Genomic DNA, 22,594 nt, shown 5'->3' with positions numbered 1-22,594 from the left:
CAAACAAGCAGTTGCTCAACTACGCTAGCGAGGGTGACCCCGCGCACGATCCCCGCCCTGATCGAGAAGGCCAAGCAGACGTACGCCGACCACCCGGCGATCGCCGACGGCCCCACGACACTCACCTACGCCGAGCTCGCCGAGGCAGCGGACAGAGCCGCGCGCGCCTTCCTCGCCAGTGGCGTACGCAGCGGCGACCGCGTCGCCATCTGGGCGCCCAACCGCTGGGAGTTCCCGGTCGCGGTTCTCGGTGCGCAGACGATCGGAGCGGCCGTGGTGCCGCTGAACACCCGCTACCGGGGCCATGAGGCGCGCGAGATCCTGGAGCGCTCCCGCGCCACGGCGCTGGTCACCGTCAACGGCTTCCTCGGCACCGACTACGTCCAGATGCTCCACGACGCCGGCCCGCTCCCGGAGCACCTGCTCACCATCGTCGACCTCGCGAGACAAACCGCCTCGGGCTCCGCTTCGGCCACTGACTGGGACGACTTCCTCGCCAAAGGTGAGGACACGACCGACCAGCGGCTCGAGGACGCGAAGGCGTCGGTCACCCCCGACACCCTCGCCGACCTGCTGTTCACCTCCGGCACGACAGGGAAGCCGAAGGGCGTGATGAGCGCCCAGCGGCAGACGCTCGGCGTCGCCGACGTCTGGGCGCGCGGCGCCGAGCTCACCACGCGCGACCGCTACGCCATCGTCAACCCGTTCTTCCACGGCTTCGGCTACAAGGCGGGCTTCATCGCGGCGTTCACCTCGGGCGCGACGGTCTACCCGATCGCGACCTACGACCCGAGCCAGGCGCTGAAGCTGATCCAGGACGAACGGATCACGGTCCTTCCCGGCGCCCCCACGATCTTCACCACGCTCATCAACCACCCCGACCTGAAGGCGTACGACCTCTCCTCGCTGCGCTTCGCCATCGCCGGCGCCGCGAGCGTCCCGGAGAGCCTCTTCGCCGACATGCGCGACATCCTCGGGATCGACGAGGTCAAGGGTGCGTACGGCCTCACCGAGTGCATGGTCGCCACCACCACCCGTCCCGGCGAGGACCCCGAGCACGTCGCCAAGGTGGTCGGGCCGGCGGTCGAGGGGCTGGAGATCCGCACCGTCACCGCGGCCGGCGACGACGCGGAGCCGGGCGAGGACGGCGAGGTCTGGATCCGCGGCGACAACGTCATGCTCGGCTACTTCGAGAACCCCGAGGCCACCGCCGAGGCGATCGACGCCGACGGCTGGCTCCACACCGGCGACGTCGGCTTCCTCGACGAGCACGGCTGCCTGAAGATCACCGACCGGATCAAGGACATGTTCACCGTCGGCGGCTTCAACGTCTATCCGGCCGAGGTCGAGAACGCCCTAGCCGGTCACCCCGACATCGTCGAGGCCGCGGTCATCGGTGTCCCCGACGCCCGCCTCGGTCAGGTGGGCAAGGCCTTCGTCGTCGTACGCGACGACGTGAGCGCCGACTCGATCGCGACCTGGCTCAAGGACCGTCTCGCCAACTACAAGCAGCCGAGGGCGTACGTCCTGGTCGACAGCCTTCCGCGCAACGCCAGCGGCAAGGTCCGGAAGACGGATCTGCGCGAAACCTCGATATAGGCGAGACACCCCACCCCGCGGGGTATAGGTTCCCTCAGCCCGTTCTTTACTTCCCCCCACGGAGGCTTCGATGCCCCGACGCGCCACGATCGCGTCCCTATCCGGCACCATCCTCGTCATCGGTGCCGCCGCCGCAGTCGCGCTCCCGGCGACGCTGGACCTCGACATCGCCCGCCCCGGATCGAGCACGTCCGGCTCCCTGGCCGCCTTCCAGGCCGCCTCGTCGAAACCGTCGACGCTCCCGGAGGGGCCCGTGAAGGCCCATGTGGACGAGATCGACCTGACCACGAAGACGGGAGAGGAGACCGACAGCACCGACCTGGCGAACAAGCCCGGGAGGACCGTCCTGACCAGCCTCCCCCAGGACGTCACCGGCTTCGGTGTCGTCGGCATGACCTGGTCACCCGGCAGCGACGTCGACACCGAGACCGTCAAGGCCAAGGTCCGCACCGAGACCGACGGCGAGTGGTCGAAGTGGCGGCCGATGGAGGTCCACCTCGACGAGCACGCCCCCGATGTGGGCAGCGCCGAGGCGAAGGGCACCCGCGAGGGCACCCGTGAGTTCCTCGTCGGTCACGTCGACAAGGTCCAGACCCGCCTCGTGGTCCCGGTGGACGCCGGTCTCCCTCAGGACCTCGAGCTCGCGGTCATCGAACCCGGCAAGCCCGAGGACACCGTCGAGGAGCTCCCGGAGATCGACACCGACGAGGGCGCCGCCAAGGCCCCGTCGACCCACAAGAAGAACACCGATGCCGACCTGAACCTCGCGGCCAGCACCTACACCCCCCGCCCGACCATCTACAGCCGGGCCCAGTGGGGTGCCGACGAGTCGATCCGCGAGCAGGTCGCCCCGACGTACCGCACGATCCATGGCGGCTTCGTCCACCACACCGCCGGCACCAACGACTACACCAAGGCCGACGTCCCCTCGATCATCCAGGGGATCTACGCGTACCACGTCCAGACCAACGGCTGGCGCGACGTCGGCTACAACTTCTTCATCGACAAGTTCGGCCGGATCTGGGAGGGCCGCAACGGCGGCGTCGCGATGCCGGTCGAGGGCGCGCACACCTCGGGCTACAACACCGACAGCTTCGCCGCCTCCGCGCTCGGCAACTTCGAGACCGCCGAGCCGACGCCGGAGCTGATCCAGGCGTACGGCGCTCTCTACGCCTGGAAGCTCTCCCTCCACGGCGTCAGCGCGGGCGCGACCAACGTCAAGATCAGCGGCACCACGTTCTCGCACGCGATCAAGGGCCACCGCGACGCCGGCCAGACCCTGTGCCCCGGCCAGAACCTCTACGACGAGCTCCCCCAGATCCGGAAGCTGGCCGCCGGCCTCCAGAGGAGCTGGGCCGGGCGTGACCTGGAGTCCAACATCGCCGGCACCAGCCACTCCGACCTCGTCGCGCGACGGAAGTCGGACGGCAAAGTGTTCACGATGCGTACGGGCGGATTCGCTGGGTTCAACACCACCAAGGCGTCCACGACATTCGGCAGCACAGTCCGCGCCCAGGTCGTCACCCCGGACATCACCGGCGACGGCAAGGCCGACCTGATCCAGGTCCGCAACAACGGCTCGGCGGGCATCCGCAAGGGCCGCGGCAACGGCACCTTCGCACCGGTCTACAAGACCCTCCCCTACACCAAGTTCCGGGGCATATCGCTGATCACGGCGGTCGGCAACATCGGTGGCACCCGGCACAACGACCTCGTCGGCAAGTCATCGACCGGCAAGCTCGTGCGGTTCTTCGGCAACGGCGCCGGCGGCTTCGACCGCAAGACGACGACCCGATCGCTGAGCGGCTTCGGACTCCTGGCCGCGACCGGAGATGTCAACCGGGACGGACGACGGGACCTGATCGGCCGCAAGTCGGGGGCGCTCTACTACATCAAGGGCACCGGCAAGGGCACCTTCACCACCGCCGTACGGATCCCCGCCCGCAGCCCGTCATGGTCGTCGCTGCTGCAGATCACCGGTTACGGCGACTTCACCGGCGACGGCCGTGGCGACCTGATCGGCCGTGACAAGTCCGGCCGCGGCTGGATCTACCCCGCCAGCGGGTCCGGCTTCGGCAAGCCGCTGGGCCCGTATGCCGGGGTGACTCGCACGCTTGTCGGGGCCGCCAACCTCACCGGAAACAGCCTGCCCGACCTGATGATGAAGAGCGGCTCGACGCTCTACGTCAAGCCCAACAACGGCCGCCTGAACCTCGCCAAGCCGATCTACTCCGGCCTGACGCTCACCTCGGCCAAGGTGCTGATGAACGCCGGCGACTGGAACCGGGACGGCAAGGGCGACCTGCTCGCCAAGCTCTCCGACGGCACCCTGCGTCTCTACCGCGGCAACGGCAGCGGCGGCTTCTCCAGCGGCGTCGTGGTCGCCAGCGGGATGGGCTCGGTCGGTGTACTCGACGCCGTCGGTGACATCACCGGCGACGGTTATCCGGACGTGATGGGCCGCACCTCCGACGGGAGGATCAAGCTCTGGCCGGGCAAGGGCACCAGCAAGGTCGGTGCATCGATCGTGATGCGCTCCTCGGCCTCCGGAACCCGCCTGGTCGGGATCGGTCGCTGGAACTCCGGCAACACCCCGGACGCGCTCTTCGTCAACGGCTCCTCGCTGGCCGTCCACGACAGCAACGGCCCCGGCGGCCTGGTTTCCTACCGCAGCCTGTCGGTCGATCTCTCCAGCTACAACGCGGTCCTCGGCGTGCGAGATCTGCGTGGTGGCTCCGGCGGCGACCTGCTCGCCCGCTCCGGCGGATACCTCTACGCCTTCGAGCGCAACAGCACCGGCACCGGCGTGACCCGCACCTACCTCGGCGGGCTGTCGACAGGCTACGACCTGCTGGGCTGATCCGAGTTGTGAAGCTGAGAGTGGCCCATGGGTCACTCTCAGCTTCACAACTCACGCGGAGAGCTGGCGTTCCTGGTTGATCCGGAGCGCCTTCTCGGCGAGGTCGGAGCCGGCGGAGGCGTACAGGTTCAGGACGGCGTGGGCGCCGCGCTTCTTGAGCTCGTCGCGCTCCTCGGGGCGCAGGGCGATGGCGGCCACGGTGCCGGTGAAGCCGAGCTTCTGGAGCAGGTCCATGGCGAGCAGGTTGTCGCCGTGGAAGGGCATGGTGAGGACGACCAGCTCCATGCCGGTGCCCTTCTTGACTCGTTCCCAGAAGTCCTGGTCGGTGGCGTCGGCCTCGACCACGTCGAATCCCTCCTGCTTGAGCGAGTCGGCCCGCAGCGAGTCGTGCTCGACCGCCAGGACGCGGTAGCCCTGGGTGTCGCGCAGCTCCTCGTAGGTCGTACGCCCCACCCGGCCCATCCCGACCACGAGCGCCTTGGCGTCACCGAGGTTGATCGGCCGGTCCGCCTCCTGCAGCCGCTCAGGCCTCCGCTCCGGCAACACCCGGTTGAGCAGGTTGATGAGCTTCGCGGCGTACACGTTGAAGACCGCGGCCACAAGGAACGAGAGCGAGGTCGCGACCGCGAGCACGGTCTGCCACTGGGCCGACGCCAGCCCGGTCGCGGAGGCGATGACGATCACGATCAGCCCGAACTCGGAGTAGTTGGTCAGCGTGAACGAGGCCAGCGTCGCGGTGCGGTAGCGCAGCCCCATGAACGCGAAGATCACGACGTACGCAACGGCCTGGAGCGGCAGCAGGATCTGGAGCACGCTGGCCAGCGCCAGGTCCTCGAGCGAGGGCACCCCGGTCAGCCCGATGCTCAGGAAGAACGCGATGAGCAGGAGCTCCTTGGTGCTGAACAGCAGCTTGGCCAGAGCCGGCGCCTTGGCATGCGACCCGAGGAGTACGCCGACCACCAGCGCCCCGAGGTCGCCCTTGAGGCCCACCGCCTCGAAGAGCCAGTAGCCCGGCACGAGCGCGATCGTCAGGCCGAAGAGCGCGGTCAGCTCGGCGGAGGTGATCCGGTCCCAGATCCGGTGGGCGAGCCAGGCACCCGGGAGAAGCAGCACCAGCGCGAACACCCACGGCGAGGGCCAGTGGCCCTTGGAGATGGTCAGGAACACCACGGCGACGATGTCCTGCATGACCAGCACACCGATCGCGATCCGGCCGTAGAGGGTGTTGTTGTCGTGGCGCTCCTCGAGCACCTTGATCGCGAAGACGGTCGAGGAGAAGGAGAGCACGAAGGCGATCAACGCCATCTCGCCCAGGTCGGCGTCAGCGAGGAGCGCGAACCCGAGCGGCGCGATGCCGGCCAGCAGGCCGACCCCGATGATGACGCTGAAGCCGAGGTGGGCGAAGGTGCTCAGCCAGACGTCGGGCCGGAGCAGCGATCTCACGTCGAGCTTGAGGCCGATGCCGAACAGGAGCAGCGTGACGCCGAGATCGGCCAGCGTGTGCAGCCCCGCCATCTCACCGACGCCGGCGGCGTGCAACCCGAACCCGGCGGCCAGGAAGCCGACCAGCGGCGGGAGCTTGAGGAACATCGCGACCAGCCCCGCTCCGAGTGCGACGAGCAGATAGAGCGCGGTCAGCGTCATATTGGACTTCCCCCAGGGTGAAACTCGACGATCCGACACGCGTACGATACCGCGTGATACCACTTCGGGTTACAGTGGGTCCATGGCTATGACTCTGCGACTCAGCGAGGCCGACGACCGGCTGCTGACCGACCGTGCCAGGACGGAGAACCGGTCGAAGCAGGAGGTCGCCCGCGAGGCCATCCGCGCCTACCTCAACGATCACGAGCGGCGCATCGAGGATCTCGAGGACGATCTCGCCCTCGCGCGCTACTCCCTGCGCCGCGAGCTCGGCGAGGTCAGCTACACCCCGCACGCCGAGGCACGCCGCGCCCTCGGTCTCGACCGCCACACCGGCGAGTGACCTATCAGGTCGTCTGGGCCGACGAGGCGTTGCAGTCGGCCGAGGCGTACGTCGACGACGACCCCATCGGCCTGATCCAGGTCTTCGACACCGTCGACACCCTGACCGAGACCCCGCGCGACGTCGGCGCCTACGCCTGGGGCAAGGACCGCTACCGCCTCCGCGTCGGCCGCTACCGCATCGTCTACGTGGTCGAGGAGCGCCGCATCGCCGTCGCCGTCATCCACCTGGGGCGCCGCAGCGTCTGAGCCCGCTGCCCCGCTGGTCACCCCCGCTGACCGTCCCACCCCCGCTGGTCGAGCCGCCGGAGCCGCTAGGCGGCTCGACCGACGGGAAGGACTCGCGGCTCGACCAGCGTTCCTCAGAGCCGCTCGATGACCAGCGCCATGCCCTGGCCGCCGGCGGCACACATGGTCTCGAGGCCGTAGCGGCCGCCGGTCTCCTGCAGACCGTGAAGAAGCGTGGTGGTGAGGCGGGCGCCGGTGGAGCCGAAGGGGTGGCCGAGGGCGATCGCGCCGCCGTTGACGTTGACCCGCTCGGGGTCGAGGCCGATCTGGGCGATGCTGGGCAGCACCTGGGCGGCGAAGGCCTCGTTCATCTCCACCAGGTCGATGTCGTCGGGAGTGAGCCCGGCGCGAGCGAGCGCCTGGCGGGAGGCATCGACCGGCCCGAGCCCCATGATCTCGGGCGAGAGCCCGGAGACCCCGGTCGACACGATCCGGGCCAGCGGCCTGATCCCGAGCGCCTCGGCGCGTACGTCGCTCATGATCACCAGCGCGGCCGCGCCGTCGTTCAGCGGGCAGCAGTTGCCGGCGGTGATCGTGCCGTTCTCACGGAAGACCGGCTTGAGGCCGGCGACCTTCTCGAGCGTGACCCCGGCTCGCGGGCCGTCGTCGGTGGCGACGACCTCGCCGGACGGCAGCGTCACAGGGGTGATGTCCCGCTCCCAGAAACCCCGGGCGGCGGCGGCCTCGGCGCGGTTCTGGGAACGTACGCCCCACTCGTCCTGTGCCTCGCGCGTGATGCCGTACATCTCGGCGACGTTCTCGGCGGTCTCGCCCATCGCGAGGTGGTAGTCGGGCAGGTCGCCGGCCTCGCGAGGGTCGGTCCAGGGCTCGCCCGCGGCCACCCGCGCGGCACCGCGCTCGCCCGCCTTGAGGAACTCCTCGGCCTTGGTGTCCGGCATCCCGTCGGCCTTGCCGCGCTCGTAGCGGGACACGCACTCCACCCCGGCGGAGACGAACGCGTCGCCCTCTCCCGCGCGGATCGCATGGAAGGCCATCCGGGTAGTCTGCAGCGACGACGCACAGTAGCGGTGGACCGTGGTGCCGGGCACGGCGTCCAGGCCCAGCCGTACGCCGACGACCCGTCCGATGTTGTAGCCCTGCTCCCCCGCGGGCTGGGCACAGCCCATCATCAGGTCCTCGATCTGCGTCGGGTCCAGCTCCGGAACCGACGAGAGGGCGCTGCGTACGATCTGCTCGGCCAGCTCGTCGGGACGCAAATCCTTGAGCGATCCCTTGAAGGCGCGGCCGATGGGTGAGCGGGTGGCGGAGACGATGACGGCTTCAGGCATGGGGGCTCCTCAGGAGTTGGGGGTGTGCTGGAGGAAGGCGGGCCACTCGCCGCCGCCGTCGACGGCGAGGACGGCGCCGGTGATGTGCGCGGCGAGCGGGGAGGCGAGCAGGAGACAGGCGTCGCCGACCTCCTCGGGCGTCGCGAAGACGCCGCGCGGGATGGTCGCGGCCACCGCGGCCCGCTGCTCCGGGCTGCCGTAGTGGTCCTCGGACCCCGGCGTGGCGACGAGCCCGCAGGAGACGGCGTTGACGCGCACGTCCGGGGCCCACTCGACCGCGAGCGACCCGGTCAGGCTCTCGACGGCCGCCTTCGCGGCCCCGTAGACCGCAGTCCCGGGACTGGGCCGCCGTGCCGAGATCGAGCTGATGTTGATGATGGATCCGCGTGAGGCCGTCAACGCCTCGTACGCCGCCTGGCTGACGTAGGCGGTGGCCAGGAAGTTGAGCGCCGAGATCTTCTCGTGGAATCGCGGCGACGCGGTCGCGAAGTCGGCGTAGGGCGCGCCGCCGGCGTTGTTGACGACCACGTCGAGCCGTCCGAGCCGGGCAGTGATCGCGGCGATCCACGCCGAAACCTGGTCCGGATCCCGCACGTCCACCTCGGCGAAGACCGGCTTGCGCCCGTCGACCACGGGAAGCTCGTCCGGCGCGGTCCGGCCGCAGATCTCGACCTCCGCTCCCGCCGCCAGGAACCGCGCGACGATCCCGGCACCCACTCCGCGCGCGCCACCGGTCACCGCGACCACCTTGCCGCTGAAGTCGATCTCGACTGCCATGTGCGGCAGTCTAGAACGCCTACCAAGCAAATGCTAGGTTGATGATCGCGATGACCGGATCAGAGGGTCAGACGCAGCGCCTCAGACGCATTGCACGTCCACCCAGTAGGTGTGGTCTCCACTCATGTGCTTCTTGACCGTGATCGGAACGGTGACCGAGCCGTTGGCGTCGGGCAGGAAGGTCTGCCCGGCGTAGTGCACGTCGTCGATCTCGCAGCCGACCTGGTCGGTCACGGTGATCTTGTGCAGACCCGCCTCAGCTGCCTCGACATGCGCCTCGTGGAACGCGAGGACCGCCGGGTTGTACTCGGAGTACTTCACGTTGTGCGCGCCCAGGGTGTCGGTCCACTCGGCAGCCAGACCGTCGATGAACGGTCCACCGTGGCGTGAGAACCGGGTGTCGATCTCGACGATCGCCCGTGCCTTGACCTTGAAGTTGTCGGTCTTGCTGTCGGCCGGGACGAAACCGTGCCGGTTGCCCGGAGCGGGGGAGTCGAGCGTGTCGTACGGCGTCAGCCAGACCTTGTACTCGCCACCGTTGTTCGGGGTGTCGAGGTAGGGGAACAGCTGCACGGTGATGCCACCGTCCTCCGCGTCGGTTCCGGTCGCGTGAGCGCACGCACCGCTCGGCGCGATGCTGACGAAACGGCCGCTGGCGTCGACCTCGACCCGGCGGCATCCGACGGGATCGGTGGAGAGCAGCGTCTTGCCGGAGGGATCGGTCACCTGGAAGGCGTAGATCCCGGCAGGCAGGCCGGCCGCGTCATCGGGCGCATTGATGCCGGGACCGCCGTTGAGATAGACGTCCTGCTTCGCGGCGTAGTGGTTCAGGTTGACGGGCGCGCCGGTTACGTCGGTGGTGAAGATCGCGCCGGAAAGCTGCAGCAAGGGTGCAGACGAGGCCGGCATCGACCAGAGCGCCGCCGCGGCGACGCCCGCCGCGACCGCACAGACGAGCTTTCGGATCATGGATTCCCCCTCGGATAGATCGGATCTCGAGTCTTTGGCGCGCCGCGGCTAAGGCCGCTGTCCGACTCCCGCGTATCACCCGAACCGGATAGGACCCCGGACTGTGTGATCGGCCACCTTCGAACCGCCCCAGGAATACCGGAGAGTCCCTCCGTCTTGGGTCAGGAGTGGATCGAGGCCACCGGCCTCGGCAGACCTGAGAGGAACTTCTTGTGACCACCACCGCCGTCGACACCTTCACGGACGTGATCCGTTCGCGCCGATCCGCGCGAGCCTTCCTGCCCGACCCGGTGCCCGCCGACGACATCCGCGGTGTGCTCGAGGACGCCCAGCGCGCCCCGTCGCACAGCAACACCCAGCCGTGGGAGGTCCACGTCTTCTCCGGTAAGGCCCGCGAGCGCCTCAGCGAGGCGATGCTCAAGGCGTTCGAGGCCGGCCAGATGAGCCCCGACTTCACCACGACGTACGGTGATGGCGACAGCGTCCACGTCCAGCGGTCGCAGCAGACCGGGGCCGTCCTCTACGGCGCCCTCGGCATCGCCCGCGAGGACGTCGACGGCCGCACCAAGGCCGTCGCCGAGAACCTCCGCTTCTACGGCGCGCCCCACGTGGCCCTGCTCTTCGTGCCGGAGCTCGGCGATGTCGTACGCGCTGCCAACGACGTCGGCATGTACGCCCAGAACTTCCTGCTCTCCCTCACCGCCCGCGGCTACCACGGCGTACCCCAGGGCATGCACGGCCTCTTCGCCGACACCGTCCGCGCCCACCTCGGCCTGCCCGCCGACCTCAAGCTGCTCTACGGCATCTCGTTCGGCACCGCCGACCCCGACGCCGCCGTGAACCGCCTCGACGTCGGCCGCGCCGCGCTCGACGAGCACATCGTGCTGCACGACACCTTGCTCTGAGCCGCCGCGACGAGCTGTAACACGTCGTTCGTAGGACTTCTCGCCCTATTGCAGCGACCGGATAGTCCTACGAACGACGTGTTACATGGGCGGCGCGCCCCCGTCAGGCAGCCGCCGCTCCGCGGATCTCCGCGACAGACGTACGCTGCGCCCGACCCGCCGCGAAGAGGCTGACCGCCACCGCGAGCAGGAGCCAGAGGACCAGCCCACCCAACGGCGCAGCGACCGCAGCACCGCTCTGCGCGACGGCGACCCCGCGGAGCGCCTCGGCGGCGAGTGGGACGGGAAGGATGCCCGCGAGCGCACCGAACGGCGCGGAGGCCGTGGTGACCGGCAACAGCCCGCCGAGGGAGACCAGCTGCAGAGCGACGAACCCGAGCGAGATCAGCCAGCCACGGCGCTGGCCGGCGAGCGCGACGACGGCCTGGTGGACCGCGACGAACGCCGACGCGGCGAGCACCGCGATCCCGACCGCGGCGAACGGTCGGGCGAGATCGGCGCCGAGAAGCGCGGCCGCGACCACGAGGAGAACCGCCTGCGCCAGCCCGACGAGAGCGGCCGGCCACAGACCGGCCAAGGTGAGCCGCCGCGCCGTGAGCGCCTCCCGCAGCCGCCCCGTGGGGAAGGCCGGGCGGAGCAGGTAGATCGCCAGCGCACCGAGCCACAGCGCCAGCGCGATCACTGCCGGCGCCAGCCGGGTCACCCCGGAGGTGGAGGGGCCGGAGGCGACCGAGACCTGCACCGGGTCGGCGACGACCTCGGCCTGCTTCTCACCGGGAACCGCGATCTGCGAAGCCCCGTCGTCGAGCCCCGAGGCCAACGAGGACGCACCCTCGGTCAGCGAGGAGGTCCCGGCGGAGAGGTCGTCGGCCCCGGAGGCCAGCGAAGCCGACCCGCTCTCGATCTGCTTGGTCCCGGAGGCGAGCTGATCGGCCCCGGAGGCCAGCTCGGTGGCGCCGTCGTTGGTCTTCCCGAGGCCGGACTCGAGCTCACGCGCACCCTTGGCGAGGCGGGCGTTGGCGTCGGCGACCTGGGACGCCCCGGACGCGACCTTCCCGGCACCGTCGGCCGCCGACGAGATCCCTCCGGTCAGCTCTGGCGCCGCCTGCGACAGCGCGGAGGCACCCGAGGCGACCTGGTCCGCCCCGGCGGCGAGCTGGTCGGCCTGCCCGCCGCCGGAGCCGACCGCCGAGGCGGTGGCACCGCAGAGCTGCGGCTTGGAGGCCGCGAGCAGCGGGTCGCTCGCGCACGCCTGCGCCCAGCCCTTGGCGAGCTGGGTGTAGCCGGCCACTCCCTCCGACACCTGCGAGGCGCCGGCCGCGAGCGACGAGGTCTGCGACGGGAGCCCCGCGGTCGACCTCTCAAGCTGGTTCAGCCCGCCACTCAGGTTGCCGGCACCGGCGGCCAGCGAGGACGCGCCCTTCGACGCCTTGCCCGCGCCCCCGGCCAGCGATCCCGCGCCTGACTCCAGCCGCGCGGTCCCGCCGGCGAGCGTGTCGAGCCCGCCCGCGACCTGCGAGGCGCCGTCAGCGGCCCCGGACGCACCAGAGCTGAGCGACCGAGCACCCTCGGCGACCTTCCCTGCCCCCGAGTCGGCGGCAGCGGTGCCGTCGGCGAGCTGGTCGGCCCCGTCGGCGGCCGAGTCCAGGCTGGTCTTGAGCTTCCCGGTCTGGTCCCGGACCCCGTCGAGGTAGGTCGTCGTGACCGTACGCCCCAGGGTCGACGCCGACTGCCGCGCCACCTGACGAGCGATCTCGGCGGTCACCTCGCTGGAGGCGTCGGACGCCTCGACGCTGACCCGGCCGGCGCTCGGGTCGCTCCCCTGCACCCCGGACAGCGTCTTGGACAGGTCCTTGGGGATCGTGATCACGGCCGCGTACGTCCCGTCCGCATAGCCTTCCCGGGCATCCGCTGCATCGGTGAGCTCCCAGCCGAGCGTGGGGCTCGCGGACGAGTCCGAGGAGGAGACGAGGTCCGCGGCCAGTGCCCGGCCGGCGTAGATCGTCTGCTTAGTCTTCCCGCTCCCCGTCGTCACCGGCTCATCGAGGTTGACCACCGCGGCGGGCACCTTGTCGAGGTTCTCGGCGCGGTCGCTGAGCGCGACGAGCGCGAGCACCGTCACGACGACCGGCAGCAGGATCGCGGCCGCCACCAGGCGGCGGCCCGACCACCATGATTTCGTACGTTTCATCGGACTGTCTCCAGGTCGGCGACCGAAGCCGCAGGGTCGGTGAGCTCAGGATCGGGTGTGGTGCGTGCGGGCGTCGCATGAGCGATCGCGTCCGCGACCTGCGACACGGCGGGCAACGACGGCATCCCGAGCAGGACCGTCGTGCCACGCGAGGTCAGCGCGGACAGTGCCGCGAGCTGCCCGATATCGAGCGAGGTCGGGCTGTCGATGGCGACCAGCGCCGGCGTACGCCGCGCACCCACGACCCGGAGCGCCTCCGCTACGTCGCCGACGAGAGCTGCCCGGGCACGCACGGCGCCTGCCTCCTCCGGCAGCAGCCGGTCGAGCACGACCAGCTGCCCCGAGAAGCCGAGCCGCCCGGTGAGAACAGCGAGCGCGGCGGTCCGCGCGACAGGGTCGGACCCGTGGACGATCCCGAGCCCTCCCGGCCGCAGGTGGAGATCGAACGGCGCGAGCGCCTCCGACACCTCGACCTGCCGTGCGCGGACCGCGACCTCACCGTTCGAGGCGACGTAGTCGGCGTGCTCGAGGTGGTGGACGAGCGCCTCACCCTCGATGTCGAGGACCGGCATCCGCCGGTCCAGCCAGCTCGGTAGCCACCAGGCACCGCGCCCGAGCAGGGCGAGCACCGCCGGCACCAGCGTCATCCGCACCAGGAACGCGTCCACGAGCACCCCCACGGTGAGGCCCAGCGCCATCGGCTTCACGATCGGATCGCCGTTGGGCACGAAGGCCGCGAAGACGGCGATCATGATGATCGCCGCGGCGGTGACGACGCGGGCGCTGGCGGCGAAGCCGGTGTCCACGGAACGCCGGGCGTCGCCGGTGTGGACGAAGTCCTCCCGCATCCGGGAGACCAGGAACACCTCATAGTCCATCGCGAGCCCGAAGAGCACGCCCATCAGGATGATCGGGAAGAACGCGATCACCGGGCCGACCTTGGCGACGTTGAACAGGTCGGCGCCCCAGCCCCACTCGAAGACCGCGGCGACCACCCCGAACGAGGCCGCCACCGACAGCACGTAGCCCAGCGTGGCCTTCAGCGGGACCGCGATCGAGCGGAACACGATCGTCAGCAGGATCAGCGACAGCCCGACGACGACGGCCCCGAACGGCAGGATCGCACCGGACAGGCGAGCGCTGACGTCGATCGCGACCGCGGTCTGCCCGGTGACCATGACGTCCTCGATCCCGAACCGCTCCGCCAGGTCTGCCGAGTCCGCGCGGATCTCCTTGACCAGCGATGCGGTCGCCGGGTCGCTCTTCTCGGTGGTCGGGTAGATCACCACGAGCCCGAGGTCGGCGGTCCGGTTCGGTGTGGCCAGCGCGACCTTCTGCACCCCGTCGTACGTCCCGAGCGCCTTGCCGAAGTCGTCCATCACACCGACCGGATCGGTGGTGTCGATGATGTCCACGGTCACGAACAGCGGCGCATTGTAGCCCGGCCCGAAGTCGCGGCTGATCAGGTCGTACGTCTCCCGCGGAGCAGTCCCCGGATCGGCGCTGCCGTTGTCGTTGAGCCCCAGCGCGAGATCGCGGGCCGGGATCGCCAGGACGGCGATCACCAGCAGCGAGAGCACGATCGTGACGACCGGCACCTTGGTCACCAGCCGCACCCAACGCGCCCCGAGCGTGATGGCGTGAGGCCGCCCCTCCGCGACAGCCTCACGCCGGTGGGCCCGAGACCCGGGCTTGGGCCGCAGCCGCTCCCCCGCGATCGCGAGGAGCGCCGGCACGGCGGTGAGCGCGATGAGCACCGCGACCAGGACGGCCGAGGCTGCTGCGTACCCCATCACCGCGAGGAACGGGATGCCCGCGACCACGAGGCCGCACAGCGCGATGATGACCGTGACGCCCGCGAAGATGACCGCACTGCCGGCGGTGGCGACCGCCCGCGCGATCGACTCCTCCACCGCGAGACCGGTGGCGAGCTGGCTGCGGTGCCGGGCGATCACGAACAGTGCGTAGTCGATCCCGACCGCGAGCCCGATCATCAGCGCCAGAGTCGGGGTGGTGGCCGAGATCGTGGTGACCGCGGCTACCGAGAAGATCCCCGCCATGGCGATCGCCACCCCGAGCAGCGCGGTCAGGATCGGCAGGCCGGCGGCCAGCAGCGACCCGAACGTGATCGCCAGGACGAGCAGGGCGATGAGGATCCCGATCCCCTCCGTCGCGCTGACGTGCACCCCGGTGACGGAGTACGCATCCCCACCGACGTGGAGCTCGAGCGAAGACCCCGACGGCAGCTCCGCAGCTTCTTCCAGATCCGAGGTCACACCTTCGGGGAGCTCGTCGAGACCGAGGTCGAACTGCACCGTCGCCAGCGCGTCCCGGCCGTTGTCGCTGACGGTTCTGCTCTCCGCGGCCAGCGGGTCGGTGACCGTCGCGACGTGGTCCACCTCCTCGACCGCGTCGAGCACCGCCCGGATCTCCTTGCGGTGGTCGTCGATCTTCTCCCCCTCGGGAGCGACGAAGACCAGCTGGGCGGAGGTCCCGGAGACCTCGGGGAAGCGCTGCGTGAGCGCGTCCAGGCCCTGCTGGGACTCGGTGCCGGGGATCGTGAAGTCGTTCTGCAGCTTGCCGCCGAGCGAGACGGTCAGCGCACCCAGGAGCACGGCGAGCAGGAGCCAGAGCGCCAGCACGGTCTTGGCGTGGCGGGCGACCTGTCGGCCGAGTCGGTAGAGGTAGGAGGACACGTTCAATACACTAACGCATTCAATACAAAAGTGTATCGTCGGCATATGTGAGGATTGCTACATGACCGAGGTGAAGGCCCCCAGGCGACGTACGAACACCCGCGCCCGGCTGCTGTCCGCGGCCGTCGACGTCTTCGTCGAGCGCGGGGCACGCCGGGTCACCGTCGACGACCTGGTCAGCGCGGCCGGCTACACGCGCGGAGCGTTCTACTCCAACTTCGGCAGCGTCGAGGAGGTGCTGCTCGAGACCTTCAAGGAGGAGTCGGAGAGGCTGATCGAGGCCGTACGCACCGCCGTCGGCGAGCACAGCGACGCCGACTCGAGCGGATCACTGATCGGCGCGGCCTTCGACGCGATCCGCCCGCTCCAGGACCGCTGGTTCGTCCTGCAGAGCGAGGTGGTGCTGCAGAGCCTGCGCGACGCTGACGCGCGCGAGATCAGCTCGGCGACGTTCACGGCGCTCAGCGAGCAGCTCGTCGAGGTCGTCGATCTCGCTCTGGACCGCCTCGACCGCACCTCCACGATGCCGACCGACCTCCTCGCCCAGACGATGATGGGCGTGTTCCTCCACAGCGTCACGATGCGTACGATCCGCCCCGACGACCCCCGTGCCGACCGGCTCCTCGAAGACGCGCTGCCCCAGATCATCGATGGGCTGTCGATCCCGAGGACCTCCGCCTAGGCTGAGGCCGATCCCAAGTCTCGGGTCGACTCTCAGGGGGTTTGTCACTATGGGCGCACCAACATGGGTGTGGCTGGTCACCGTCGTCGCGATCGTCGGCCTGCTCGGTTTCGACTACATCTTTCACGTACGCAAGGCCCACACCCCCACCCTGAAGGAGGCGGCCACCTGGTCTGCGGTCTACGTCGCGATCGCGCTGCTGTTCGGCGTCGGTGTGCTGATCTTCGGCGGCGGCGCGATGGGCGGAGAGTACTTCGCCGGATACATCACCGAGAAGGCGCTCTCGGTCGACAACCTGTTCGTCTTCCTGATCATCATGACGAGCTTCCGGGTGCCCCGCGAAGACCAGCAGAAGGTGCTCCTCTTCGGGATCACGTTCTCGCTGATCGCCCGCACCGGGTTCATCTTCGTGGGCGCCGCGCTGATCAACACCTTCGCCTGGGTGTTCTACCTGTTCGGCCTGATCCTGCTGATGACGGCCGGCAACATGCTGAAGCCCGACAACGACTCCCACGGGGAGAACGTCGTCGTACGCCTCGCCCGACGGCTGTTCCACGTCAGTGAGCACTACGACGGCGACAAGCTCTTCACGGTGGAGAACGGCAAGCGCATCCTGACGCCGATGCTGCTGGTGATGGTGGCCATCGGCGGCACCGACATCCTCTTCGCCCTCGACTCGATCCCGGCGATCTTCGGCCTCACCCAGAACGTCTACCTCGTCTTCACCGCGACCGCGTTCTCGCTGCTGGGCCTGCGCCAGCTCTACTTCCTGCTCGACGGCCTGCTCGACCGGCTCATCTTCCTTTCCTACGGACTGGCCGCGATCCTCGCCTTCATCGGCGTGAAACTGATCCTGCACGCGCTCCACGAGAACAACGTCCCGTTCATCAACGACGGTGAGTCCGTGCACGTGGTCGAGATCAGCACCGGCCTCTCCCTGAGCGTCATCCTCGGGGTACTCGTCGTGACCGTCGTCGCCTCACTCTTCAGCAAGCGCGGCCGCGCGAAGAACGCGATCGGCAACGCCCGCCGGCACGCCGCCGCCTACCTCGACTCCGAATACACCGCCGACCCGGCCGAGCGCGAGCGCATCCACAACGCCCTCCTCGCCGAGCGCGACCTCATCGTCTCCCTCGGCCCGAAGTACCTGCAGATCGCCCGCGACGAGACTCCTCTCATGGAGCTCCTCGAACGCGCCCTCGCCAGCCACACCGCCGCCGTCGAGCGCGGCGAAGCCACTCCCGCAGGCCCCCCGAAGATCCTCCGCGAGGAGTGAGCCGCAGGTCGACTTCTAGCAGCAGACGACCTGCTGCACAGTGAACAGAGTGTCTTCCTGACGCTGCATGTTGACGTAGCCCTGGTCCACCCAGACCACCCGGAAGAGCCCGTCCCCGAGGTCCTCGACCCGCCGCTCGCCGCCGGCGTCGAGGTCCTCGAGGATGTGGTAGTAGAAGCCGTCGCCACCGTTGGCGTCATCGGTGCAGTCCCACGCGGCCGGATCGTCGAGGTCGGGGATGTAGAGGCCCGCAGCCTCGCAGTCGCCCGCCTGGAGCGCGTCGACGAATCGTACGGCCGCGGTCTCCGCGCCGCTGACCGGCTGCCCCGCGGCGGTCTCCGTACCGCTGGCCGGCTCCTCGGCCGGACCGCGCGCGACGAACCAGGTCGCGGCGCCGCCCAGCACGACGGCGGCGACGACGACGGCCGCGACGAGGACAGCGTTGCGCCGACTGCGCGCGGGCGGCTGCGGCTGCGGCGATGTTGGCGCCGGCGAACGGAGCACGGTCTGCGCGTCCGAAGCAGGAGGTACGTCGACCGCCCGCCCCGCGGCCGCGGCGGTGAGGGCTGCGGCGAAGCTCCCCGCGTCCGGCCAGCGGTCCTCGGCCCTCGGCTCCAGGGCCCGCATGATCACCGCGGACACGGTTGCAGGCACGGGCGCGACCGTGCCGAGCTCGGGAACTCGGGACACGACCGTCAACGCCGGCGCGGGCGAGCGCCCCGCGAACATCGCCCACGCGACCGCGCCCAGGCTGCGTACGTCGGCGCGATGGTCGATCGGCAGTGACTCGTCGAACTGCTCGGGGGCCATGTAGGCAGGCGTCCCGATCTGCCGGGTCACCTCCGTGTGCTGGTCGAGCGCACGCGCCACGCCCAGGTCGGCGACCATGGCCCGCAGCCTGCCGTCCGACCCACCGGCGAGCAGGATGTTGGCAGGCTTCAGATCGCGGTGGATGACGGAGCGTACGTGCAGTGCGTCGAGGCCGGACGCGGCCTGTGCCACCAGATCGGCGACCAACTGCGGCGGCATCCCGTGAGGGTGCTGGCTGATCAGCTCCGCGACGCTGCCCGCGTCGGCGTACGCCATCACGAAGTAGGGCGCACCCGTCGGAGTCTCGCCGATGTCGTGGACCGAGACGACGTGGGGCGAGTCGACCGAGCGGAGGAAGCGCGCCTCCTGCAGGAACCGCTCCCGGATGTCGGCCGCCTGTGTCCACTGGGCACTGAGCACCTTCACGGCTACGGGTGAGTCGAGGTCCGGGTCGTGGTAGAGCCACACCTCCGCGAAACCGCCGGAACCGAGTGGCTTGACCTGGCGCAGGCGCCCGAGGATCTGGGGAAGGGTCACCGGCACATTATGAGGCCGGGTCAGAGCTGTTCGGGCGGTGCCATGCGGTAGACGAACTCGCCGAGGCCTGACTGCGAGATCGCGAAGATCGTGCCGGCCAAGGGTGATCGACGACGCGAAGGGCGCCGGAAGGACAGCGCCCGATCACCTCTCGCAGGGTCTGGGCGGTCCCCTCCGAACCGGCTTGCGTGGGGTCGATCCACGGCCGCGCGGAAGGATCGAAGACGGTGGGCATGCCTCGTACGCACTCGGCCGCGTGCTGACACACCTCACCGTCGAAGGAGACGTCGACCACGGGCCCGGTGTAGGTCTTGCGCGCCATGGTCAGTCCTTCGCCGTCGACGGAGGCACACGCTTCACGAGTTCGACGTACTCGCGATGGTTCCCGATCCAGCCCTTGATGAACGGGCAGAGCGGCATCACCTTGCGCTCGCTGGTGTCGCGGACGTCGTCGAGCGCGAACCTGGCGATCGCCGAGCCGACGCCCTTCCCCTCGTAGGCGGGGTCGACCTCGGTGTGGGTGAACACGATCAGGTCGGTGGCGAGGATGTACTCCGCGAACCCCACCACGGCTCCGTCCACACGCGCTTCGTAGCGCAGACGCTCTGGGGCATGTGCGACCTCAATGTCGATGTCTGTCATCTCTCGTCCTTGCTTGGTCCGCATATTTGTTTGTGCGCACAAATAACTTACCCGAGCAGGCAAGGCTGTCGAGGGATCTGACGATGGTCAGCGACCTCGGCGGCGAACCGGCGGTCCGACCTCGGCCCGAGCGACCGCCTCGAGAGCATCAGCGAACGCGGCCAGATCGACATTCTGGAGATGATCCATCACGTGGCGCCGGACGCTCTCCAGGTGCACCGGCCAAGCCTTCTTCAGACACTTCAGTCCGGCCGGGGTCAAGCGCGCCAGCTGGCCGCGACCGTCCGCCGTCGAACGGACCCGCTCGACCAAGCCCGTCCGCTCCAACCGCTCCACGACACGGGTCAGCCCGCTGACCGAGATCGATACGTAGTTGGCGAGCTCGCTCATGCGCAACGAGCGCTCGGGAGCCTCGGACAGGTTCATCAGCACGGTGTACTCCGTGAGACTCAGGCCCTCCGACTGCATGAGATCGGAGTCGAGCACCCGCGGAATCACCACGACTGCCCGCCCCAACGCACGCCAGGCAGTCTCCTCCTCGGGCGACAGTGGGGCCACCTCCCCAGCTGCTGCACGCCGACCATCCATACCAACGAGGCTAGCGGGTAGTTGCTTGACGTAATAACGATCCCGCGCGGCCGTCGTCGCACAGGGTCAGGCGACGTGGCGGCTCCGGAAGGATGTCGGTGAGGTGCCGTGGAGACGCTTGAAGGCCGCGCTGAGGGCGAACGGGTTCGCGTAGCCGACGCGGGCGGCGATCGCCGACAGGGTCAGGTCCGTGCCGATCAGCAGGTCCGCGGCCAGAGCGAGCCGCCACCTTGTCAGGTACGCCAGTGGTGGCTCGCCGACCTGCTCGGTGAAGCGCCTGGCCAGAGCGGCACGCGAGAGACCGACCTGCTCACCGAGGCCGGCGACCGTCCAGGGCAGCTGCGGGTGCCGTTCCATGGCGCGCAGCACCGCGGCGACCGCGTCATCGGCGGGAAGTGCCGGGGAGGCCGAGAGCACCTCACGCACGGCCTTGACCACGAGTACGTCCAGCAGCCGGTCGAGCAGGGCCGCCTGGCCGGCCTCCTCGCGCACCAGCTCTGCGGACAGGAGGTCGACGACGGCGGTGTCGAAGCCGCGCAGCACCACACTGGTCGGCAGCCGGGACAACAGCAGCGCGCCGACCGAGGTCTCGCGCTCATAGGTACCGATGAGCATCACGGTCGCCTCCGGCGAGCGACTGTTTCCCCAGGTGCGTACGCCCAGCGCCAGTTCCTCGGCCAGCAGAGCCCCGCTCGGGTCGACACAGACCTGGCCGGGCAGGATCCGGATATCGGCGGGGCGACCGGCCGAGTCGGCGATGACGTAGGTCGCCGGCCCGCGGCACACGATCACGTCACCTGCCGCCACCTCCTGCGGTCCCTCGCAGCCGGTGAAGACCGCCTCGCCGCGGGCGATCGCGATGACCGTGAGCGGCACCTCGTCCTCGGCGGTGATCGACCACTCCCCGGCGAACACGGCCTTCAGCAGGAAGGCGGCCTGGGCCCGTGGACCATCTACGAGTAGATCCAGTGACGACATGGTGAGACGATAACGCATGCTCCATGGAGCCGGACGTATTCCTCCGTCGCTCCCGGCAGGCCAGATTAGAGGCATGACAACTCTCATCACCGGCGCCACCGGCAAGACCGGCCAGCGCGTCACCCGCCGCCTCCAGACCCTCGACCACGACGTACGGGCGGTCACCCGCCACTCAGCACCCCGGTTCGACTGGCACGACCGGACCACCTGGTCCGAGGCCCTCGACGGTTGCGAGTCGGCCTACCTGACCTTCCAGCCCGACCTCGGCCTGCCGGGCGCCGACGAGATCATCGGTGCGTTCGCCGCCCAGGCCGTCGCCGCCGGCTGCAGCCGGCTCGTACTGCTCTCCGGCCGCGGCGAGGAAGGTGCCCAGCGAGCCGAGCAGGCCATGATGGCCTCGGGCGCTGAATGGACGATCCTGCGTTCGGCCTTCTTCATGCAGAACTTCACCGAAGGCGCGTTCGCGGACGAGCTCGCGGCCGGATCGCTCACCATGGTCGAGCACACCGTCGCCGAGCCGTTCGTCGACGCCGACGACATCGCCGCCGTCGCCGTCGCCGCCCTCCTCGACAAGGGCTACGTCGGCCGGGTCCTGGAGCTCACCGGCCCACAGCTGCTCACCTTCGAGGAGGCCACGCACGCCATCGGCGGGCCCACCGTGACGTACCGCTCCATGCCCACCGAGGACTACGTCGCGGTCCTGACCGCGGCCGGGTTGCCGGCGGCCGACGCGGCCGGACTGGCGTACCTGTTCGAGGAGGTTCTCGACGGACGCAACGCGTACGTGACCAGCGATGTCGAGGCGGTCCTGGGCCGCGCAGCTCGAAGCATCGATGATCTCGGCCGGGGTGAGCAGTCATGAGCGAGGTCGTACTCACCGGCGCGAGGCTGCTCAACGGCGTCACCGCCGGCATCTACATCGCGTTCCTGGTCGCCTTCATGCCGGCGCTGCACGGCCAGCCCGACGAGGTCTACGCGCGGGTCATGAACCGGCTCAACGTGGTCATCGTCAACCCGGTGTTCCTGGCCTTCTTCCTCGGCGCCCCGCTCCTGGCGCTGATCCTCCTCGGATGGCACCGGGGCCCGCTCTCCATCACCGCCGCGTGCCTGGCCGTCGCCGCCGTCGTCATCACCTTCGCGGCGAACCTGCCGCTGAACGACGCCCTGGCCAACGACGGCGCCGTGTCCTCGTTCGAGAAGCCGTGGCTGATCTTTCACACCCTACGAACCCTCGCCGCCACCGGGGCCTTCATACTTCTCAGCCTGCCCGGGATGATCCCGGATCGGCCGTAGGCGCCCGAGAGACTGCCGAAGCACAGGATGCGGACATGAAGAAGACCCCCAACCGGGCGTTCTACCTGGTCAGGGGCCTTTCACTACCTTACATATTCTGCGCGCCTGTAGGGATTCGAACCCCAAACCTTCTGATCCGTAGTCAGATGCTCTATCCGTTGAGCTACAGGCGCAGTGTTACCGAAGCAACGTGTAGAAGATTAGCGGAAGATGGTCCGTGACCCGAAA

The 22,594-nt window shown here is 69.5% G+C and carries 20 protein-coding genes and 1 tRNA gene; 9 read left to right on the top strand and 12 right to left on the bottom strand.

The features are described 5' to 3' along the window. The first annotated feature begins 33 nt into the window (after positions 1-33). Positions 34-1,599 carry a FadD3 family acyl-CoA ligase gene (locus ACFWQC_RS00295; RefSeq protein WP_378671606.1) on the top strand — a complete coding sequence of 522 codons (1,566 nt, stop codon included), beginning with the start codon at positions 34-36 and terminating at the stop codon, positions 1,597-1,599. A gap of 70 nt (positions 1,600-1,669) precedes the next feature. After that, complete coding sequence (locus ACFWQC_RS00290; protein ID WP_378671604.1) at positions 1,670-4,459, top strand: FG-GAP-like repeat-containing protein; 2,790 nt, start codon at positions 1,670-1,672, stop codon at positions 4,457-4,459. Between the two features lie 51 nt (positions 4,460-4,510). Here the strand turns inward: ACFWQC_RS00290 and ACFWQC_RS00285 are convergent, their stop codons facing one another. Further along, a complete protein-coding gene (locus tag ACFWQC_RS00285; RefSeq protein ID WP_378671602.1) occupies positions 4,511-6,103 on the bottom strand; it encodes a cation:proton antiporter in 1,593 nt (530 codons plus the stop codon). 82 nt (positions 6,104-6,185) lie between these two features. Here ACFWQC_RS00285 and ACFWQC_RS00280 point away from each other — a divergent pair, with 82 nt between their 5' ends. Together ACFWQC_RS00280 and ACFWQC_RS00275 are read left to right on the top strand one after the other, a co-directional pair. Next, complete coding sequence (locus tag ACFWQC_RS00280; RefSeq protein ID WP_378671600.1) at positions 6,186-6,446, top strand: hypothetical protein; 261 nt, start codon at positions 6,186-6,188, stop codon at positions 6,444-6,446. Beyond that, positions 6,443-6,694 carry a type II toxin-antitoxin system RelE/ParE family toxin gene (locus ACFWQC_RS00275; protein WP_378671598.1) on the top strand — a complete coding sequence of 84 codons (252 nt, stop codon included), beginning with the start codon at positions 6,443-6,445 and terminating at the stop codon, positions 6,692-6,694. The genes ACFWQC_RS00280 and ACFWQC_RS00275 overlap by 4 nt, the downstream gene beginning before the upstream one ends. Before the next feature lie 113 nt (positions 6,695-6,807). Here ACFWQC_RS00275 and ACFWQC_RS00270 read toward each other — a convergent pair whose 3' ends face one another. From ACFWQC_RS00270 to ACFWQC_RS00260, 3 genes are all read right to left on the bottom strand, one after another. Further along, positions 6,808-8,022 carry an acetyl-CoA C-acetyltransferase gene (locus ACFWQC_RS00270; protein WP_378671596.1) on the bottom strand — a complete coding sequence of 405 codons (1,215 nt, stop codon included), beginning with the start codon at positions 8,020-8,022 and terminating at the stop codon, positions 6,808-6,810. Between the two features lie 9 nt (positions 8,023-8,031). Further along, complete coding sequence (locus ACFWQC_RS00265) at positions 8,032-8,799, bottom strand: SDR family oxidoreductase (RefSeq protein WP_378671594.1); 768 nt, start codon at positions 8,797-8,799, stop codon at positions 8,032-8,034. A gap of 81 nt (positions 8,800-8,880) precedes the next feature. Further along, positions 8,881-9,768: a hypothetical protein gene (locus ACFWQC_RS00260; protein WP_378671593.1), complete on the bottom strand. Its 888-nt coding sequence runs from the start codon at positions 9,766-9,768 to the stop codon at positions 8,881-8,883. A 212-nt stretch (positions 9,769-9,980) separates the two neighbouring features. On the opposite strand from ACFWQC_RS00260, the gene ACFWQC_RS00255 reads away from it, so the two are divergent. Continuing rightward, the gene (locus ACFWQC_RS00255) at positions 9,981-10,673 is read left to right on the top strand and encodes a nitroreductase (protein WP_378671591.1); all 693 of its coding nucleotides are present in this window, start codon (positions 9,981-9,983) and stop codon (positions 10,671-10,673) included. A 103-nt stretch (positions 10,674-10,776) separates the two neighbouring features. On the opposite strand, the gene ACFWQC_RS00250 is transcribed toward ACFWQC_RS00255, so the two are convergent. Then, a complete protein-coding gene (locus tag ACFWQC_RS00250) occupies positions 10,777-12,864 on the bottom strand; it encodes a hypothetical protein (protein ID WP_378671589.1) in 2,088 nt (695 codons plus the stop codon). Further along, entirely contained in the window at positions 12,861-15,560 is a 2,700-nt protein-coding gene (locus tag ACFWQC_RS00245; RefSeq protein ID WP_378671587.1) for an MMPL family transporter, read from the bottom strand. Before ACFWQC_RS00245 ends, ACFWQC_RS00250 begins: the two co-directional genes overlap by 4 nt. Before the next feature lie 61 nt (positions 15,561-15,621). On the opposite strand from ACFWQC_RS00245, the gene ACFWQC_RS00240 reads away from it, so the two are divergent. Together ACFWQC_RS00240 and ACFWQC_RS00235 are read left to right on the top strand one after the other, a co-directional pair. Next, positions 15,622-16,242: a TetR/AcrR family transcriptional regulator gene (locus tag ACFWQC_RS00240; protein WP_378671586.1), complete on the top strand. Its 621-nt coding sequence runs from the start codon at positions 15,622-15,624 to the stop codon at positions 16,240-16,242. A gap of 49 nt (positions 16,243-16,291) precedes the next feature. Continuing rightward, the gene (locus tag ACFWQC_RS00235; protein WP_378671584.1) at positions 16,292-17,518 is read left to right on the top strand and encodes a TerC family protein; all 1,227 of its coding nucleotides are present in this window, start codon (positions 16,292-16,294) and stop codon (positions 17,516-17,518) included. A 15-nt stretch (positions 17,519-17,533) separates the two neighbouring features. Here ACFWQC_RS00235 and ACFWQC_RS00230 read toward each other — a convergent pair whose 3' ends face one another. The 5 genes from ACFWQC_RS00230 to ACFWQC_RS00210 all read right to left on the bottom strand — a co-directional run bounded on the left by ACFWQC_RS00230 (position 17,534) and on the right by ACFWQC_RS00210 (position 21,073). Further along, entirely contained in the window at positions 17,534-18,865 is a 1,332-nt protein-coding gene (locus ACFWQC_RS00230; RefSeq protein ID WP_378671582.1) for a serine/threonine-protein kinase, read from the bottom strand. A gap of 7 nt (positions 18,866-18,872) precedes the next feature. Then, positions 18,873-19,187 (bottom strand): (4Fe-4S)-binding protein, encoded by a 315-nt coding sequence (locus ACFWQC_RS00225; protein ID WP_378671581.1) that lies wholly within the window; start codon positions 19,185-19,187, stop codon positions 18,873-18,875. Between the two features lie 2 nt (positions 19,188-19,189). Then, the gene (locus ACFWQC_RS00220; protein WP_378671579.1) at positions 19,190-19,507 is read right to left on the bottom strand and encodes a GNAT family N-acetyltransferase; all 318 of its coding nucleotides are present in this window, start codon (positions 19,505-19,507) and stop codon (positions 19,190-19,192) included. An 87-nt stretch (positions 19,508-19,594) separates the two neighbouring features. After that, a complete protein-coding gene (locus tag ACFWQC_RS00215) occupies positions 19,595-20,095 on the bottom strand; it encodes a MarR family winged helix-turn-helix transcriptional regulator (protein WP_378671578.1) in 501 nt (166 codons plus the stop codon). 66 nt (positions 20,096-20,161) lie between these two features. Next, the gene (locus ACFWQC_RS00210) at positions 20,162-21,073 is read right to left on the bottom strand and encodes an AraC family transcriptional regulator (RefSeq protein WP_378671577.1); all 912 of its coding nucleotides are present in this window, start codon (positions 21,071-21,073) and stop codon (positions 20,162-20,164) included. Positions 21,074-21,146: 73 nt separating this feature from the next. Between ACFWQC_RS00210 and ACFWQC_RS00205 the strand changes: the two genes are divergently transcribed. Further along, positions 21,147-21,935, top strand: a complete 789-nt coding sequence (locus ACFWQC_RS00205) for an NAD(P)H-binding protein (RefSeq protein WP_378671575.1) — start codon at positions 21,147-21,149, stop codon at positions 21,933-21,935. Then, entirely contained in the window at positions 21,932-22,366 is a 435-nt protein-coding gene (locus ACFWQC_RS00200; RefSeq protein ID WP_378671573.1) for an anthrone oxygenase family protein, read from the top strand. Before ACFWQC_RS00205 ends, ACFWQC_RS00200 begins: the two co-directional genes overlap by 4 nt. A 100-nt stretch (positions 22,367-22,466) precedes the next feature. Here ACFWQC_RS00200 and ACFWQC_RS00195 read toward each other — a convergent pair. Continuing rightward, positions 22,467-22,539: transfer RNA gene (locus tag ACFWQC_RS00195), tRNA-Arg, on the bottom strand. Positions 22,540-22,594 lie beyond the last annotated feature (55 nt).

It is taken from the genome of Nocardioides sp. NPDC058538 (assembly GCF_042719275.1).
GTDB lineage: Bacteria > Actinomycetota > Actinomycetes > Propionibacteriales > Nocardioidaceae > Nocardioides.
This window is presented reverse-complemented; position numbering and strand designations above follow the sequence as displayed.